This window comes from Pseudomonas sp. MS01C9, from assembly GCF_058202755.1.
Genome location: NZ_CM177073.1, coordinates 4057357 through 4076916, shown reverse-complemented (window position 1 = coordinate 4076916; position 19560 = coordinate 4057357). Strand labels below are relative to the sequence as shown.

Annotated in this window: 5 protein-coding genes and 3 pseudogenes; all 8 read right to left on the bottom strand. The window is 57.2% G+C overall.

Annotated features, from left to right (window positions below):
* Positions 1-366 precede the first annotated feature (366 nt).
* Positions 367-618: a DUF7660 family protein gene (locus AC1M7R_RS18615; protein ID WP_490609807.1), complete on the bottom strand. Its 252-nt coding sequence runs from the start codon at positions 616-618 to the stop codon at positions 367-369.
* Positions 619-885: 267 nt separating this feature from the next.
* Positions 886-2044 (bottom strand): annotated as a pseudogene (locus AC1M7R_RS18610) (IS3 family transposase).
* 121 nt (positions 2045-2165) lie between these two features.
* Positions 2166-2513 (bottom strand): immunity 8 family protein, encoded by a 348-nt coding sequence (locus AC1M7R_RS18605; protein ID WP_490609806.1) that lies wholly within the window; start codon positions 2511-2513, stop codon positions 2166-2168.
* Positions 2485-5013, bottom strand: a pseudogene (locus AC1M7R_RS18600) (DUF637 domain-containing protein); the annotation flags it as partial. The pseudogene AC1M7R_RS18600 and the gene AC1M7R_RS18605, both read right to left, overlap by 29 nt.
* 47 nt (positions 5014-5060) lie before the next feature.
* Positions 5061-5189 (bottom strand): annotated as a pseudogene (locus tag AC1M7R_RS18595) (transposase); the annotation flags it as partial.
* A gap of 71 nt (positions 5190-5260) precedes the next feature.
* Entirely contained in the window at positions 5261-5701 is a 441-nt protein-coding gene (locus AC1M7R_RS18590; protein ID WP_490609805.1) for a hypothetical protein, read from the bottom strand.
* Positions 5702-6059: 358 nt separating this feature from the next.
* Positions 6060-6578 (bottom strand): hypothetical protein, encoded by a 519-nt coding sequence (locus tag AC1M7R_RS18585; RefSeq protein WP_490609804.1) that lies wholly within the window; start codon positions 6576-6578, stop codon positions 6060-6062.
* Entirely contained in the window at positions 6575-19549 is a 12975-nt protein-coding gene (locus tag AC1M7R_RS18580; RefSeq protein WP_490609803.1) for a two-partner secretion domain-containing protein, read from the bottom strand. Before AC1M7R_RS18580 ends, AC1M7R_RS18585 begins: the two co-directional genes overlap by 4 nt.
* Positions 19550-19560: the final 11 nt, after the last annotated feature.

The following is a 19560-nucleotide window of genomic DNA, read 5'->3' as shown; positions in this document are numbered from 1 at the left end:
TCCTCGCCCCCCCCTGCTCTCTCTCGCCATTCTACTAACACACCGACCCTCTGCTCTATCTCCCCTGCAAAATTACTTGTGCCGTACACTACGTTAGATGGTTATTCGGTAAACACTACGTCCCATTCTGGGCATATTTTGGTTCCTCCATCCTTGGAAGCGTTAAGCGTGGCGAAGGATTGAAAAATAAATCTGCCCCCTTTTTTCGCTTTGCCGAGGGCACGCTCGGCATCGAGGCCATCCTGGAAGAGTTCAGGGGCAGGATTGTGAATGGGCGGCTACTGCCCAGCGCAAACCACGAATAAAACAACACCGGCGCGGGGCCGGTGTTTTCAACGTGGCATCATTAAACAGCCGGCGCTCCGATCACTCGTAGACCTTCGCAGCGCACAGTATTTTTGCAAAGGTGCTCCAGCTTGGATGGACTACATCACTATCCCCAGTGTTCTTTGCATACATATCCATTGATCTAATCCAAGCCGCCATTGCAAACAGAAAGCGCTCCAAATTAGCGTTTTCCCATTCATAAGGAGCAGTGGTCAGTTCCTCGCCCAGCTCTTCGATAAAACTTGCCAGCTCTTCTTTTGTTTGTATCGCAACCACTCGATCAAAATTCATAAGCCCTCACTTACAGACGCCACGAACGCAAATAATTGATCCATTATTCGGCGTAGTCATTTTCCAGCCTTCTTTGGCAACTTCTGCTGGCGTAGCTGGCACAATCTTGATTGGGACACCGGCTTGTGAAGCGGCAAGCAAACGGCGATTGTCCAAGCTGTAAATCACCCCATCCTTCTCAAACACCCGAATAGGCGGCAAGTCGTCTGGAGATATTTTCCCAGTCTTTAGGCCATCGATTGTGGCTTGGAGCGTTTTGTGTAGTGGTCAACTAATCCCGGACACGATGTTAAGTTTTTTCTCGGCCTGAGCTGGGGCCAGTCCGTTGTTGAATCGGTGCGGTCTGACCCAGTTGTACCGATGCATCAGGTAATGACTGATGTCGCGGTGCGCTTCTTGAGCTGTCATGTAGCCCACGGTTGGTATCCATTCAGTTTTCAAGCTGCGAAACACACGCTCCATCGGCGCATTATCCCAACAGTTTCCACGACGACTCATGCTTTGGCGCATGCGGTAACGCCAGAGCCGTTGGCGAAACTGGCGACTGCCATATTGCGAGCCCTGATCCGAGTGAAACAGCAGCCCTTGAGGCCTGCCACGCTGTTCGTAAGCCATGTCCAACGCCTTGATGACCAGATCCGCATCCGGCTTGTTTGACAGTGCCCAACCCACAATTCGGCGTGCGTAGAGATCCAGAACGACTGCCAGGTAATGCCATTTCCCTTGAGCCCAGATGTAGGTGATGTCACCACACCAGACCTGGTTGGGTGCCGGAACATCAAACTCTCGATTCAAGATATTCGGAATGTCAAGCCGCTCGACCGTCGCTTGTTTGTAGGCATGTGATCCAGGTTGTTTGCTGACTAGCGCCAGTTCCCGCATCAGGCCTCGCACCTTAAACCGCCCGATCTGCTCGCCGTCTTCCTGCATCATCGACACGATACTGCGGCTACCGGCAGCGCTTCGACTTTGCGTGAAAAGTTCGTTGAACCGACTGCGCAACCGAAGCCGCTCAACGTCGGGATTTCGGCGTCTGAGGCGGTGTAGTAACACGAACGAGTGACATCAAAGACTGCACAAAGCCAATCGACCGGCTCTTGGGTACTTAACTGATCAATCAGCGTGTGCGCTCGTGCTCTTCCGACATCAAGAGCGCGGTAGCCTTTTTTAAAATGGATTTCTCCCGCTCAAGACGAGCAATACGCGCTTCCAGTTCTTGGATTTTCTGCTGCTCAGGCGTCAGCGCTTTGCTCTGCGGAGTAACGCCGCTGCGCTCCTGCTGGAGTTGGTTAACCCAGCGACGCAACGCGGACTCGACCACTCCAAGCGAACGGCTGGCTTCGGTATGGCTATAGCCTTGATCGAGCACGAGGCCTGCGGCCTCGCGTTTGAATTCAGCGGAAAAGGAACGACGTTGTTTGGTCATCAGACACCTCTATCTGGCGAGCATTCTCGCCTAAATGGGTGTCCGGTTTCATTAGACCACTACAGACTTCTACAGATAAAGCAACACTGCACATGGCCGGTGTTAGATAAAATCCTATTGATTAGGATTGGTAATCATCAAACTCCCAGGCAAATATCTTTCCCAGCTTTATCACGATAGTTTCCCAGCTATCCCCCTCGCAGCAACTCACATATTCATGAATCAATCCATTAATAGTCGAAAAATCATATTCTCGAACAATTAATAGACCTCTCCCCCAACGAGGCTCCCACATTGTCTCTTCTAACCACTTTGGAGTGCAGATGAAAAGCTCAAAATCATCTGCCCCTTGCGTACTATCAAGCCCAATTCGAATACGAAGACTTAAAGAAAAGTTGTCTACGTTCTCAGGGACGTAGGTCTCGACATCAAAAAAATCATTAGAAATACTTTTTATAACAGCACGCATCATTCCTCCTAGTCAGCCAATTCAGATGGCCGTTGCTTACTTTTACGCGCTGACCTGTTACCGGGTTTATGTTGTACATTTCGAAATTGGCCTGCACGCCTGTCGTTGCAAAAGATGAATCTTTGGGTGTCGGCGGCCTATATACACGAGTGCCGTCTGCGCTAATCAAACCAAGCCCATCACTTGTTTTTGTCGCACCATCTCCCCAGGTTTTACCCAACTGATTAGCTTCGGAAGATGTACCTTGACCTATAGAGAAATTCGGATTTTTCGTTCCACTGCCGTTCACAGCCGCAGCTAATCTTGAGTCCTGAGCCGCAATATTGCTCAGGTTTTCTTGTATCAGTTGATCCTTCAGCTTTGGATACAAGGCCGCATTTTCAGCGCCGGAGCTAGCAGCTCCACCTTTTGCACCTCCCTTCCCCATTAAAAACCCGCCTACCACAGCGAGCAGATGGCTTCCCCAATTAGCAGCCTCAGGCGACACCCCCTCGCCCTCCAACGATAGCTGCGTTTGTGCCTGAGTCAAAATGCCAATGGCATTGGTATTTTGCAGCTGATAACGATGCAGGTCCTCCCGAAACATTGCTGGAAGAGTGTCGTCCAAAGCCATGTGGGCTAGACGCTCCTGCAGGCTTTTCCGATCATGCAGGATGTCACCGAACAATTGAACACAAAGATATGGATTGCCATTGCATAACGCTGCAAGCGCGTCATCGTCCGCAACGCTTTGATCTCTGAACCGCTGCTTTACCTTCTCACAGTTTCCTTTCGCTTCACAAGAACGGGCGGCCGCTTCCAAATCATCCAGCTCTTGATGTCCCGTTAAATTGTATTGAGTGGCATTTTTCGCAATCCACCCCCCCTTGTCCATTTTGCTAGCGTCCGTATCCTCCTGCGCAGCAGCAGCTAAGACACCAACAATTTGCGAGCTCATGCTCAAAAGGTCTTCATTACCTTTTACCAGCGTGTTCAGGTACGTAACGAGCGCTTCGTTCGCCCCGGCAGCCAATGCACCGGTTCTGAAATCCCCGCCCGTCACCTCCGCTAACAAGCCTCCCACCATCGCGTGAACAGCAATTTTCGGCAGAGAGCCGTCCTCAAGAACGTCTTTAGTGTAATCGCCAACAGCGTTGAAGCTGGCCGCCGCCAACGTATTGAACAACGCACCTTTCAATGCATCGCTTGTGCTGCCGCCTTGTCCCAAGGCCTTGCTCACGAGCAAGGACGTCCCATTCTGTAGCACTTGATTGGCGGCGAATTGACCGATACCACCCCAACTTCCCAACGACTCGGAAATGACCTTGCCCGTTACCGTATTGGTCTTAGTACCGGTCCAATCGCTGAAATAAGCCGCTGTAAGGCCCGCTGTAATCGCCGAGATGGCATAATTCTTCACTGCATCTGAAGAAGTCACGTCTTTAATTACTGCGCCAAGGTCACCGCCGTTGTTGATGGCACTGACTGTTGCGTTCGTCGATACATTTGACGCAACGGCGCCAGCAATGCTCCCCCCGACGCCTCCGCCAGCCATACCCGCTACGGCTGGCCCGACAACTGCGGCCATGAGGATAGCAATGATGATCTGCGACGCCGGTCCCAGCCCGGAATTACTGTATTTAAACGACTCGTGAATTTCTCTCACTTGTCGCCAGTCCACGTCCCCTCTTGCCTCTGCCTGTTTGAGCCAAGCGAGTTGGGGATCGGCCTTTACCATTGCATCGATGGACTGACTGACGGTTTGTTGGTTGATCTGTTTTGCATCAATTCTCAGCCCACCAACCGCCTTGATAACCACATCGCCGGCCGCTTTCATCTGTGTCTGACGGAAGGTTTCGTTGGTGTGCCCTTTGCCTTTTGACGAGACCCAAAAAGCGTTGTTGTTGGTTTTCTCGTGGCTTTCCTGGTGGAGATCCTTCACTCCTTCAAAGGTAATCGAACCGCCACTTTGCAGAGTCAAGTCACCGCCGCTATTTAGTTTGGCAACCTGATACCTTTGATCTGTGCCGCTGATCAGCATCAGATCACCACCTGTGGTGATCTCGCTTCCAACATGGGTAATTTTGGTGACCTCGTCACGCTTGGTCTGTTTGCTGCCCCAACTGCCCTTTTTCTTTTTGTCATACAGCGAATAGTCGCTGTCTTGTGCCGCTAGCAGTTGAAGATTGCCACCTGCCACCAGATAGGCTTCGTCACCTGCGGTGACGCGAGTCGATACCACCGACATGTCCTTACCGGCCTTGAGCGAAACGTCCCCTCCAGCCGTCACAGTACTGCCGATTTGCTTGACGTGGTCTTCCTGTGTCGTGAGTTTCTTGGATTTGGAATAGGAGTGGCTTTCGTCCGCAGCGGAGCTAAGAAGCAGATTCTCGGCAGCGGTGATTCCAATATCGCGCCGGGCCCCGATCTGGCTACCGATTTCGGCAACATCTCGACCAGCACGAATGGTCAGATCCTGACCCACATCCAGCGTAGAACCGTATTGGGTGATGCTGGAGCTCTGTTTTCCGCGAAAAAGCGCGAAAAAGCGCGAAAAAGGGGACAGATTTATTTTCCCGGCTCAGTCCTCGGCCGCCCCTGCCCTCGCTGCTCTACCCGCACACCCACAATCCGCTCGACCACATCTACGAAATGGCTTGTTTCCGTCAGTTGACCTCGCTGCAAAGCGTCGCGGATTGATAGCGCAGGCGGCGGAGTAATGAAAATGGGCGCCCTGTGGGTCGCCTGTTTAGCATTTTTAAACTGAATTAGAGGTTAGATGCGCTCGTAACAGGAATGCGCTGCTGAGGCTGTGTGGTGTCATAGACATGCAACTCACAGCCCTGCCCCACAAACTGAAATTCAGCCAAATAAACCTTACCTTTCTCCGGTGTGAACGTGGTGTTGATCGGGCCACAGCGGTAACCACGGTTTATACTCGCACCACTGGCGTAACCTGATACCTCGAATGGCTGATCGGGGTCAGCTTGTACCTCCAACTGAGGGAAGTGTTTCAAGGTCGCGCTGTTAGCCGCTTCGTTAAGCTTGGCAATCCAGCCGAAGACTTTACCACGACCAGAATCCACTACGGTTCCCTGCACATCCAGGCGCTGGTCTGGATCCGTTGCGCGCCTGACCGAAAACTCCACCGGGACGACGTTGCCGGTCACTCTCATGAGGACCTTGGCGTGCTGAGCATCGGCGGTCACTTTGTTTTGCTGGAGCTGGATGCCGTTGTTGAGCAGGGTTGGGGAAGAGTCTCGGACGCTGGACTTGCAGTCCTGCTCACATCAAGATCAGGGCTCAATATAAGCAGTGTGTTTTTTTCATGAATGCTCCTGACACATTATTAAAAGTTATAAAAACAGGGAGAACGACACTCGATGTACCCTCTCGATAAAGCATGGCTTGAGCCTGATGAATTGATACAGTGGGGACGTAGGAGTAGTTTAGGATTTCTCAGGAACAGACCACGATTAAAAATGGCCCAGTATTTTAGTCATTAAAACTCTGATCTATCCCCTGAGAACCGCTGAGGATGCTACCGCATTCGGACCTTTGCTCGTATCACGAAATTTTTAACTGTTTAGCTATTTTCCTGGCAGTATGCCGTATTTTCTGGGTCTCTCCAGACTTACTCAACGCATCCAGCTCCAACTCCAACACTTTAGATTGCGGGATAAATAAAACCCACTTCAATGCCAAGTTAGACCAGCGCTCACTCTGACTTTTCAGACCTGCTACAACAATCTCCTCAAATGGGAATAACGCTATAAAATCTTCCGAAAGCCCACAGCATTTAAGACCATCAATAATTTTGCCGCGAACCGCTTCAGGAAGCTCCTCTAAAACTGGCAAAAAGAATACACACGAGGCGTCGTCGCTAATAATCTGAACAACAGGCCCTGTTGATCTAGCCCAAAACCCATTGGAAGTAAGCCCTAAAGAAAAGCGTCCCCCAAACAACTCCGCCACAGAAATCCAGTTTAAAGCCCCCCCTTCAGAGTTGTACTCTTTTTTTTTCACCCATGGAATCTCGAGCCTTTTGAGCTCCATCAACAGCTTTTTCCTTAGTTCATCTGTCATCTAGATATTCCGGGAGTATGGGTGACATCAACACCATGGCTACTCATAAAAGACTTGAATTTTTCACGAAGTTCAGGAGTCCAGTTCATCCCGTAATGTCCGCTCCACTCATAGGTTCGGAGAACTCCATTTTCCTTCCAGATCCCGCCGCCAACAATAGCGTCAGATGAAGGAATTTTCCCCGCATCCAATATCCCATCATGCCCAAATTGATTCCGCCCCATGATGAATCGTTGGCTGACAGGGTCATAAATAAAATCAATAGGTTTTGAATTACTCACCCCTTGTACAGCTTTAGAGGATGAATATGCATCGCTAACCTCTAAGAAGCCCTTAGCTGGTCCGCTGCCATTCGCCGTGGCTTTTGCACCAGTATTAAAAATCTCCAGTTGCTGCGCAAGCTTGGCCTCAAACTGCCCCAGCTCACTGACCTTCCCAACCGCCCCCACCTCGCCAGGTCCAGGCAGAATCAACGTCGCAAGATCAATAGTGTTCTTCGTTGTTTGCAGCGCCTGACTATAGCTATTGTTTTGTAGCTTGAGGACGAAATCCTGGCCGTCCTGGATGATTTTCCAACCGCCAATGAGGTCCTTTGGATCTACAAACGGGTCCAGCGCGTTGTTAGCAACCTCCAGTACGTGGCCCTCAAGAAGGTCGTTCCCCATCGAGGCCATCGATTGAACCGTCGACCACAGACTTGTACCTAAACCGGCTAACGCCCCCTTGGCTCCATCAAATACGCCATTTTTTCTGCCGCTGAAATCAAGATTCAGTTTGTAGAAATTAGCCAGATCAGTGGTGCCATAAGAGTCCGGGTCACCGAGGTAAGCAATATTGATATCTGCATTCTTGAATTCCGATGAATGCGTCTTGTTGTAGCTCTTTATCAGAGCCAGCGTTTCCCCAGAGGTGTAACCTTTGCTGCCGTTCTCCAGAACTCCGACGGTGGTGTCATACCGTTCAGCCAATGGCGCCAACGCCTTCCCCAAATACTCCAGCGTCACAGCATCAAACTGACCGTCCGTTCCTCCAATCGTCTTGTTCCAGCCCGCATCGGTATAAAACGCAAACGCCCTCGCCATCCGCTGCTCGGCCTCGGCCTGACTGATGCCCAGGCGGGCAGCCAGCATCGGCGCTTCCTGCTCAATCAAGCGCGCTTCAGTGGGATGTACCTGGCGGTTGTATCTTTCCACGTTACTCGCAATGGTCGCGCCGCTCGCCTGTGCAAGGCCGCCTTTGCCTACCGCCGCCCCCAGACCTGCCGCCAGCAAGACATCAAAGGCATCTCGGCTGTCGGCACCTACACCGCTGTCTTTAAGCACCTTGTCCAAGGCCGGCATGATGGCCGCCGAAGCACCGACACTCAATGCGCCCCCGGCAGCGGTGCCGCTGGACAAGCCTTGTGCAGCGCCGGCTAAGCTATGGAGCAAGACGCGCGCAGCACCGCCCTCACCCCAGGCGGCCTGAAGCGTTTTGTCTTTCTGGCGCGTCGCTTCTGCCAATTGCTGGTCGGCGTAATCGCCAATTCTCTTGTACGTGTCGGCGGCTGTGGTGTTAGCCACCAGTCCAACCGCTGTACTGCCGCCGACACCGCCCAGCCCTGCCGCAATCAAACCTGCGGCGATATCAGCCATGAAACGCTTGTTACCGCCCACGTCCCAGCTCTTGGCATCGGCGATCGCAGCATTGCGCTCTTGCTCGGTCGAGGCGTTTCGAGCCCTTTCATTGGCGGCCTGTTGCTGTGCACTGGCGACCTCGGAGATGACCGTCTTGGACAGAGCAATGGTGCTTTGGACCAGGTCGATCCGCTCCTGCATCGCTTTTTCGTCTGGACGGTCCAACCGCGAATTGGCGTTGTCGGTGTCCCGGTTCAGCCCAACAAGATCATTGGCCCCGGCCGCATTGCGGACGGTGATCGTGCCTTCACTGACAGCGCTGCGCGTGGTACTGTGGTCGGAATCCTTGAGCAACAGCGGAACGCTGCCACCAAAGATGCTACCTGGCTTCAACTCGCCATAACCACTGCCATAAGAGGCGTTGAAGCCCGCAGACTGACTCTTGATCTCACTGACGTTCTTGATGTCACTGACAATCAGCCTGTCCGTGCTCAAGCTGTTCTTGTCGGCCGTGGCCTCGCTAGCAATCACCGATCCTTGCAACACCGTGTTCTTGCCTACGGTGATGTTGTAGCCGTCCTTGCCGGCGAACAGACCGCTTTGATCCGTCACCGCCTCGTACTTGCTGTTCATGTTGCTAGCGGCGACGTTGGCGGTCGCTGTCACCGTTTCGCCGTAGCAGAACGGCGGTATGCAGATGCTGGCGCCGAAGCCGCCGCTGGTTTGCTTGTTCTTGTGCTCGGAGGTGTCCTGTCGTGAGGCGATATTCAAATCGCCGCCAACCAATGCCAGGATGCTGTCAGCATGGAGCTGCGCGCCCGCTAGGGTCGTGTCGTTTCCGCTCTGCAGTTTCAGCGTGCCCGTATCCAGGGTGCTGTTGGCCTGCGTAACGTCGTGACCGCTACCCTTGCCTTTGGCGAGCTGGGCACCCAAGTCGAGGGTGAAACCGTTCTGCGAGCCGATGTTGAAGCTGGCTCCAATGGCGGTCTTGTTGTTGCTGCTATGATTCTCACGATTTTCAGTGTTCTGTGCACTCTCGAACGTGATGTCGTTTTTGGCCAGCAGCAGCGTATCGTCCGCTTTCAGCTTACTGCCGATAACATGGATATTCCCGGCAGTGCCGGCAGCCTGACCCGACGCGACGATCAGCAGGTTGCCGCCGCTGTTGACGGTGGTCTGCTTGGCGGTGGTGCCGTCGTATTGCGTAGTGCTCTTTCTGTGGGTACTGGCCAGCTCCGTCCCGATCTTGAACACGGCACCGCTGCTATTTGGGCTGCCACTGGCGGCCGCTGCAAGGTCTTCGACCCGATCGCCCATGCCGTTGAGCGCCATCAGGGCTTGTGCCCCCTTCACGGCCTTGAGACGACCATCATCGGCGTTCTGCGCGGCCTTGGCATTGTCCCGGATGCTCTTTGCCGTATCGACAATCGCCCCACCCACCACACGCCCTACGGCGAGGCTGCTGGATTCGTCCGTGCTGCTCTGGCTGGCACTTTCCATACCGGCAGCCAAAGTCACGTTGGAACCCGAGAGGTTAGTGTTTTTGGTGCTGACAAGGTCGCTGGCTATTACGCTCAGTTCACGGCCAGCAGACAGATTGATGCTGCCCTCGCTTGAACCTACGGTACTGCCGGTCAATGTTGTCTGAGTTGCTTTGCCGGTATGGTTTGCCTTACTGATCGACAGGTGCTGATTACCGGTGATGTCATCGATGCCAAGGTTGTTGCCCGTCAGAACACCCGTCAGGTCACGGTTCTTCTGCTTGTGCATTTCGTCGCGAGTAAAGGTGTTCTCAGCCGCGTCGATCTTCAGGTCACGTCCTGCCTGGACGTTCAAGTCCTGGGTACTGACCAACGACGAACCGGTTACAGTTACATCTCGACGCGATGCCACATCCACGGTATTTCCCGAGACGATGCTGCCCACCGCCGTGGTCTGGGTTTCAGAGACCTTGTTCTGAACCTTACTCGACTTCAGGCCGCCCCAACTGCTTTTGCTTTGTTTGCGCTCATGGCGGGCGCTGCTGGAGTCGGTAACGGCTGTAATCTGTATGTCGTTACCTGCTGCCAGGGTCACGCCACCTTTTTCGGAGCTGACTGCACTTCCTTCAATCGCCAGGTCATGCACAGCCACCAAGGTGCTTTTAGTACCGCTGATAACGGAGCTGGCCACGTTGGTAACAGAACTGGTCTCATCCAGCCGAAACTTCTTCCCAGAAGACGACTTCTTGGTCTTGCTGTAGAAGCTGTAATCCGAATCCTCAGCCGATTGCAGCACCAGGCTCGCACCAGCCACTAGGTAAGCCTCATCCCCCGCACTCACCCGGCTGGCAATCAAGCCCAAATCCTTGCCCGCACTCAGCGCCACGTTTCCACCCGCCGTCACGCTGGTGGACACGTGGCTCACATGATCTTCCTGAGCCGTGACCTTCTTGCTCTTGCCATAGACATGTTGCTCATTCGCCGCCGAAGCCAGGGTCAGGTCGCCGACAGAGCTCATGGCAATGTCGCGCTTGGCATCGATCTGACTGGCGACGGCGGTGAGGTTGCGGCCCGCGTTGGCAGTCAGGTCACGGCCGATGTCGAGGCTCGAGCCATACTGAGTAATGGTCTCGTCACGATGCGTGCCGCGGTTGCCATTGGAGATGCGCTCGGCCGAGGCAAGGTTGACATCACGGGTGGCGTTAAGGGTGGTATCGGCGCCGCTTTTCAGCACGCCGCCAACGTTGTTGATGTCACGCCCGGCGCTGATGGTCAGGTTATTTGCCGCTTCGATGCGCGAAGCGCTGTCGATGAAGTCGGTGCGCTCGCGGCGGTAGCCACTGTCGCTTTCATGGGTGGTAACGGTACGCTCGTTGCTCACGTCGCCACGGGTGGCGGTGAGGGTGATGTCGCGTCCGGCGATGATGCCACCGGCCTTGTTGACGAGGTCATTACCCGCCAGCAGATCGAGGCGGTTGCCGGCTTCCACCAGGCCGCTGTTGACCAGATCATTGGTGGCAGTAGCGGACAGATTGTTGCTGGCGCGCAGGGTGCCGGCGCTGTTCAGGTCTTTGCCGGCGATCAGGTTGACGTCGGCGCCCTGGATCAAGGCGCCATTGGCGGCCAGGCGGTTGTTGGCATTGGCCAGATACAGCACCGGTACAAGGACTTGCTCGCCGTTGACCTCGACGTTTTCCATCCAGACGATGTCATGGGTCAGTGCCGCGACTTGTTCGGAGGTGAGGCTCACGCCAATGGACAGGTTGAGTGCCTGTTTGCTGATGATGGCATTGTTCATCAGGTATCTGAACATGTCCTCGTTGGAGGACTGACCGTCGATGAAACGCTGACCGGTGCGGGCGACTACGGCTTGCTGGATCAGGGTCTGCTCGTATAACCCATCTCCGAGGCGCTTGGCACTCTGGTCCGGGTTGTAGTCGAGTTTCTCCAGCAAGTAATCCGAACTCATGAACTGCCTGAGGTCAGTAAGCACCGGGTTGGTTTCGATCAGGTATTTGTGTGGATTGGCCGTCACGGTGCTGGTGGGCAAACCCTGGACGCGGTCGAGCGTGAAGTCGGCGCTACGGCCAGGCAAGGTGCCTGCCACGATGGTGCCCGAGGTGCTGGTATCGAGGCTGCTGGCCTGGTTGGAAACGCCGGTGGTTTGGCTGGCGGCGATGTTCAGGTCGAGGCTGCTGGCAGTGGGTTGGGTGATGTTTCCTACCCCGAGATTTCGCGCCTGGCCGGTGGGCAATACCTGTTGACGCTGGGCCGGGGTAAGGCTTGCGCTGCCCATGCTCCAGCCTTGAGGCCCACTGACAGCCGGCGTGCTATTGCCCTGCCCGCTCAGGCGGAACAGGCCGTTCTGACCGGCGGGCAAGCTGAAACCGGGCAAGGCGACCGGGTTGACCTGCTGTTGCGCCAGGTTAGGGGGCAGTTGCTGGTTAAGGGTGATGCGGGTGGAATATTGGCTGCCTGCTGCAGCCGTGTTGGTGCGTGGGCCACTGCCGACGTAGCTGTAGCCCGGGCGTACGACGTTGTTGTCGATGTTGTTCTGAGTCGAGATGTTGACAGCGCCGCCGGCCTGGATCACGGCTGCGTAGCTTTGATCACCGCCGGCGAGTTGCCTGGTGCTGCCTAGATTGGTGTACTCCATTTCGGTCATGCCAATGAAATTGGCGATGCCGGCCTCAAGGCCACTGAGGTCATTGGCGTTGTAACCCGCGCTTTCGAACCAGTACTGGTTGGTGAAGTTGCCCGCCGCGGTGTACCAGCCGCCCGCATTGCGGGTCCGCTCGGAACGGAATATCCGCGTGGTTTCCGTCTCGCCGGTTTCGATGCCGCTATTGGTCAAGTTGGTCAGGGACGCGGTCAGGTTGCCGCCGCTGGCAATGGTGCTGCTCTGGTTCAGCAGATCGCCGCCACGCAGGGTCAGGTTAGCGCCGGCGGTAATACTGGAGGCCGCGCTGGCGGCGGTGACTTCAGTTTTCTCCCGCTGCAGGATTTCCCAGACGTGGTTCCGTTTACCGCTGCAATCCCCGGCGTTGTAGCCCTCAATGCACGCGACCTCGTAGATTTTGGCGGTGTAGATACCGCCGTTACCCACAGTCAGCAACGTACGGATGTTCTGGATCGTGCTGGCCGCCAGGCTCATGCTGGCGTCGCTTTGGATCGAACCGGATCGGTTGAGGATGCTGCTCGCCAACGCACCCTGGCCGTTACGGTCAATGGTGAGGTTGCCCAGGCTGTAGATGTTGGCGTCGAGGTTGTTCAGCGTGTCGACTCGTAGGCCCATGTCGGCCCCGCTGAAGATCAATCCCTGATTGTTTGCCAGCAAACCGGTCGTGACGGTCATCCCCTGACCGGCGCCCAATGTCCCCAGGTTGTGCACGCCAGCAGCGTTGATCACCAGGTTGGCGGTGGAGGTCAGCCGACCGGCGTTGTCCAGTTGACCGCTGACATTGATAGAGGTGTTGCCACCGCCAGCGATGCTGGAGTTGACGCTGTTCAGGCTCACTTGGGCGGCGCCAAGCCCCAGGGTGCCCTGGCTGCTTAGGCGTCCAGCGCCCCAGTAAGCACCGCTCAGGCCGAGACTCAAGCTGCCATTGCTGGCAAGCAGGCCTTCGTTGAACCAGTTGACGCCACTGCCTATGAAACTGTCCGAGGCCAATAGCTGGCCACTGGCGGTTTGGGTGAAGTTGTTGACGTTGACGTTCAGGCGCCCAGCCTGGATAACGCCGCTGTTGCTCCACATGTCGGTGGTGATGGTCAGCCCGCCACGGGTGACGAGCGTACCGCCAGCTCCGGTGACATTCGCAGTGGAGATGTCGAAAAGCCCGGTGCCTACGTGCAGCAGGCTGCCACCGGTATTGAGGAAGCTGGCGGCGCCAAGCGTCAAGTCGGTATTGGCAGTTTCCAGGGTACCGTTGCGGTTGTCGAACAGCCCGCCGATCTGGAAGTTGGTCTTGCCGCCGGTACCCAACGCACGCAACTGCCCCGTCTGGTTATCCAGACTGGCGGCCTTGATCGCCAGGGTGCTGTCACTCTCGATGATGCCCAGTCGGTTGTTCAACGCGCCGGTCAAATCCAGATCAATCTGGCTACCGGCAATCTGACCGTCGTTGTCACCGCTGTTGTCAAAATCGTTGGCCGTAACGCTGACCTTGCCTTTGGCGTAAAGGCCGCCGTTGCGGTTGTCGAAGTTACCCGTGATGACGGTCGCATCACCAGTCTGCGCCGAAATGCGCCCACCATAGTTGTCGATCCCGCCTAGCACAGTCAGGCTCAAGCGCTGGGCCTGGGTGATGCCACCCTGGCGGTTGTTGTTCAGGTCGTAGCCGTTTTTCAACACGCCGGTCAGGTGGGTGTTGAGCAAACCTTGCAGGCTGGCGAGCACACCGCCACGGTTGTCAACGTGACGGGCGCTGACGAGCAGGTCACCGGCCTTGGCCTGGAGGCGACCGCTCTGGTTGTCCACATCGGTAGCCACGGTCAGGGTCATGGCGCCCTGGCTCTGCACGGTGCCCTTGCTATTGGCAAGAGTGGCTGCGTCGATCTGCACGCCACCGTTCTGGCTGTAGATCAAGCCATCGGCGTCGTTCTGCACCGCGCCAGCGGTGTTCAGGATGAGTTGATCGTTGGCCGCAACGGTGCCGCGATTGCGGTTGTCCAGGCCGCCGGTGAGCAAGGTCAGCAGGCCTTGGCTGGCGATCTGGCCGCCCTGGTTGTTGATTTGCGTAGCTTGCTCGACGCGCAGTGGGCCGAGGCTGGCGATCTTGCCGTTGGTGTTGGTCAGGGCCCCGAGCAAATCAAGGGTCACGGCGTCGTTGCCAATCTGGTTGCCGCCACTGTTATCCAACGCAGAGCCGGTGAAGCTCAGGGCTTTTTGCGCGTTGACGGTACCACCGGCATTACCCAGGGTCATGGCGTTCATGACCAGCATGGCGCCGCTGTCGATCAAGCCGTTCTGGGCGTTGTTCAGCACGCCACCGGTGACGGTCAGGGTCTGGTCGCCACCGCTGGACAGAATGCCGCCACGGTTGTCGATGCCTGCCGCGCTGACGGTCAGTTGTTTTTTACCCACCAGCGCGCCGGCATTGCTGTTGAGCAACGTCCCGCTGAGGGTGACGCTGACGTCTTCGTCGCGGCTCGACAGGGTGCCGCTGTTGCGGTTGTCCAGGCTCGTGGCGGTCAGGTCCAGGCCCTTGAAGCCGGAGGTCAAACCACCTTGGTTGAGGACATCACGGGCGCCCACGGTCAGCAGCCCGTTACTGATGAGCTTGCCAGCGCCGTTGTCGAGGTCGCGAGCAGTCAAGTCCAGGCTCTGGCTGCTGGAGATTTCGCCATTCTGATTGTTCAGGTCCCGCAGGTGCTTGAGGCTCAGTTCACCCGTGGTGGAAATCAGGCCGGCGCTGTTGTTCAGGTCGCCGGTTGCGGCGCCAAAATCGATGGCGATGGCACTGCCCAACACCGAACCTTGCTGGTTATTCAGGCCGCTGGTGGTGATGGTCAGGCCGTTGGTGGCGTTGATCAGCCCCTGGTTCTGGTTGTTCAGTGCGCCGGCAAGCTTCAAGTCGAGGTTCGCGCGGCTGGTCAGGGTGCCGCCGTTGTTGTTGAGGCTCGCGGCCTCGACTTCCAGCGCGGCTGCAGCGATCAGACCCTTGAGGTTGGTCAGGGCGTTATCGACCCGCACGGTCAGGGCCTGGTTGCTGAGCAGTTTGCCGTTGTCGTTGTTCAGGCTTTGCGCCGCCAGGGGGAATGCCTGGGCGCTGGAGATTTCGCCGCCGTCGTTGTTGACACCCTTGAGATTCTTGAGCACCAGCAGCGGTGCATTGATCAGGCCGTTCTGGTTGTTCAGCTGGCCTTGATTCAGGTCCAGGTTCAGCGCGGTATTGCTGAAGAGCTGGCCGCCTTGCTGATCGAGACCGGTGACGCTGGCGGTCAATGCACCGCCACTGGCGATGCGACCGCCGTCCTGGTTGGTCAGTTGCTTCGTGGTCAGGTCAAGGCTGGCAGCGCTGCTCAGGCGTCCGGACTGGCTGTTGTTGAACGCGCCGGTCTCGATGACCACCGCCTGCTTGGCGCTGATGCTGCCTTGGTTGCGGTTGTCCAGGCTCGCGCTTCTGAGGGTGAGGCCGGCGTCGGTGACGATTTCTCCGCCCTGGTTGAGCAAGGCATCGTCTAGGGTGAGGCCCAGCGCCTCGGCACTGGAAATGCTGCCCAAGGTGTTGGTCAGGCTCGCCGCTGTCATCGTCAGTTCGCCTTCGGCACTCACGACACCCTGGCTGTTATTCAACGCACCGGAAAAGACAGCGGTGAGGCTCTTCTGGCTCAGCAGCGAGCCGCCAGTGTTATCGAGTGTCTTGCCGATCAAGGTCAGGTCGCTCTTGCCTGACAACAGGCCCTTGGTACGGTTGAGAACATCCTTCACCATCAAGGCCAGTGCGCCGTTGGCGAGTACTTGTCCGCCGTCGCTGTTGTCCAGGGCATCACCCTTAACGGAAATGTCGGCCTGGCTCGAAAGTTCACCGCCACGGTTATTCACCGCAGAGACATTGAGCGTCAGCGTGTCGGTCGCACCGATCAGGCCGGCATTGCGGTTGTCCAGCGAAGTGCCGGCAAGCGTCAGCCCGCCGAGGGCAATCATCTGGCCGCCCTGGTTGTTCACGGTCTCGACATCGGCCGTGACCTTGGTTTTGCCGGCGACCTGGCCGGCGCTGTTGTCCAGGCTCGCCGCATCGATGTGCAGGTCGCCATCGGCGATCACCGCAGCGTTGCGGTTGAGCAACTGCTCGTCCACGCTCAAGACCAACGCACCTCGGCTGCTGATCAGGCCGTCGGTGTTGTCCAGTCGAGCACTGTGACTGTCAAGGGATTGGGCGGAAATCAGCCCCTTGATGTTGTTGAGCACCTGATCGATGCGCAGGGTCAGCGCCTGGTTGCTGATCAGCTTGCCGTTGCCGTTATCCAGGTTTTGCGCGGCGATCGTGAACCCCTGGGCGCTGGAGATTTCACCGCCCCGGTTGTCAACGTCCTTGAGATTCTTCAGCACCAGGACCGGCGCATTGATCACGCCCTTGAGGTTGTTCAACTGGCCGTGATTCAGGTCCAGGCTCAAGGCGGTTTTACTAAACAACTCACCGCCCTGTTGATCGAGCCCACTGACGCTGGCGGTCAGTGCCTTGTCGCTGGCGATGCGGCTGGCGGCGCCGTTGCTGACCTGGGTGGCTGTCAGGTCCAGGGTATCGCCACTGACCAGGTAACCGCCTTGGGTATTGTCGAAGGTGCCGGTGGTGATGCGGGTCGCGCCCCTGACGCTGAGCAAGCCATTTCGCTGGTTGTCCAGGCTTTGGCTGCTGACGGTCAGACCAGCGTCGGTGGTGATGGCGCCGCCACGGTTAATCAGCGCGCCCGAGGCAGCGAGTGCAAGCACGCCGACGCTGGTGAGGCTGCCGTCGGTGTTGTCGAGGGTGCCGACGTTGGCGCTTAGTGTGCCGTCGCTGTTGATCAGGCCCGCGACGTTGGTCAGGGCATTGTCCAGTCGAATATCCAAGCCCTGGCGAGCGACCAGGCTCGCGCCGCTGTTGTCCAGACTCTGCCCCTCAACCATGGTGGAGCCAGCACTGAACAGCAGGCCTTTGTTGTGGTTGATGATGGCCGCCACTTTCAGCCCCAGGTCGGTGCCAGCCAGGATCTTGCCGTTATCGCTGTTATTCAGGCTCTGGCCGTCAATGGCGATGCCGACTGTGCTGGAGATTTCCCCGCCACGGTTGTCCAGGACATCCACGTTGAGTTTCAGCGCTTCTGTCGCGCCTACCAGGCCACCGTTGCGGTTATCCAGGCTCTGGCCGCTGATCGTCAGCAGGCTTTGGGCAACCAGCTCACCGACCTGGTTGTTCAGTTGCGTCACGTTCGCGGTGAGGTCGGACTTGCTGGAGATGCGTCCGCCGCTGTTATCGATACGAGTGGCCTGCAGATGCACCGGGCCAACGGCACTGAGCAGGCCGCCGCGGTTATCCATCTGCGCGCCGTCGACACGCAACGCCGCCTGGCTGCTGAGCAGACCTTGCTGACGATTGTCGAGCTGGCCGACGGTCAATTGCAGGTCCTTTATGGACTGGACCTTACCGGCGCGATTATCCAGGCTACCCGACTGGACATCCGCAACACCCTTGGCGCCGAGGCTGCCCTGCCGGTTGTCTAACAGACCACTGATTCGCGCGGTCAGGCTGCCATCGCTGACCAGGCTACCCTCTGAGGTGTTGTCCAGGCTGGCTGCATCGATTGCCAGGCTCTTGCCGGAACCCAGCACACCGTTCTGGTTGTTCAAGGCACCGATCAGACCGATGTTCAGCGCCACGTCACCCATTAGCAAACCGTCGCTATTGTCCAGCGCAGTGCCGGTGACCCTGATGGTGGCGGAGCTGAAGACTTCACCGTCGTGGTTATTCAACTGCCCGACGTTGGCCGTCAGGTTTCCACTGCTGCTGACGAGACCTTGGGTATTGAGCAGCTTGTCGGCGGTGACGTTCAGCGCGCCGTTGCTCAACACGCGGCCCTTGTTCTGGTTATCCAACGCTCCGGCTTTCACCGTGGCGGTTTGCCCGGCGCTGAGGGTGCCGCCCTGGTTGTTCAAGGTCTGCGCGACGTTCGCCGTCAGGTTACGGCTGGCAACGATGCTCTTGCCGTTATTGTTCAAGCTCTGCGCCGTGAAACTCACATCTCCCGAAGTATTACGCGTGTTGTCCGAATTGACCCCGGCTTCGATAATGCCGCTGTTACGCAGGCTGCCGCCGCTGTCCAGACGAATGCTGTCGCGGGCCACCAGGTTGTTCTGGCTCGTCAGGGCGCCCTGAGTTTTCACAGTCAACTCGGTGCCTGCATATACCGGTCCCCGGGCATCGAGGCTCGCAGCCTTGACGTTGACCGCGGCACTGGCCGAGGTGTCGGCCAGGCTCAAATGCCCATTGGCATCGAGCTGGATATCCCCCCCACTGGCAATCAGCTTGCCGTCCAGTTTCACCCCGACCCCGGCCTCGGTGCCCACCAGCTTGATCGCCCCGGCATACATACCGCCCAAGGCCGAGGAGTCGATGGCCAGTTGCGGTTTGTCGCTGCCGTCATCGGCGCGGGCGGTGGCGTTGAGGGTGGCGGCATCGACGTCATTGCGTCCGGCGACGATGGTCAGGTTTTTCGCCTGGATCTCGGCGTTGATCCTGGCGCTGCGGGTGATGATTTCGAAGCGGTCGACGTTGTTCGCATTCAGGCCCGCGCCTTCGATGGCGACGCTGCCCTGGTCCACCTGGTAGCGGCTCAACTGGCCATTCTCGACGACCGGCTTGCCGGTGGTCAGGGTCGCCCGTGGGGTATTGATGAAGCCGCAGCCGTTGCAGGTGATGCCATAGGGGTTGGCGACGATGACATGGGCCGACTTCCCCGCCACTTCGGTGTAGCCGCGCAACTGGCTGGGATTGCCGCCGTTGACTTCGTTGAGAATGACCTTGGCCGCCGTGCCGTTGAGGTTCGGGTTGCCGAGGATGATCCCGCCCAGTTGCGTGGACTGGGTGCGGTTGGTGGCGTTGTTGAGGATCACGCCGTTGCTGCCGACGTTGTAGTCCTTGAACTGGTTGTGGGACAGGCCGCTGCCATTGGGCTTGGCGATGTTGACGATGGGCACGCCGTTGCCCGCCTGGCCGAGGCTGGTGCCCGGACGACTGACCACGATGCCATCGGCCTGGGCCCACAGCGGTTGCCAGAACATGACGTTGGCCAACAGGAACGCCAGGCCGCGCTTGGGCATGCCCCAGAACAGGTTGCGGTTTTGCAGGGCAGCAGAAGGCTGGCGGGCCAGGAAGGCGTATTGGCGGTCGTCCATGATCAGGTCTC

What these genes read in the sequence shown, in the direction of transcription:
- AC1M7R_RS18580 (WP_490609803.1), bottom strand. Translation starts at nt 19,549, where the DNA reads ATGGACGACCGCCAATACGCCTTCCTGGCCCGCCAGCCTTCTGCTGCC.
- AC1M7R_RS18615 (WP_490609807.1), bottom strand. Translation starts at nt 618, where the DNA reads ATGAATTTTGATCGAGTGGTTGCGATACAAACAAAAGAAGAGCTGGCA.
- AC1M7R_RS18585 (WP_490609804.1), bottom strand. Translation starts at nt 6,578, where the DNA reads ATGACAGATGAACTAAGGAAAAAGCTGTTGATGGAGCTCAAAAGGCTC.
- AC1M7R_RS18605 (WP_490609806.1), bottom strand. Translation starts at nt 2,513, where the DNA reads ATGCGTGCTGTTATAAAAAGTATTTCTAATGATTTTTTTGATGTCGAG.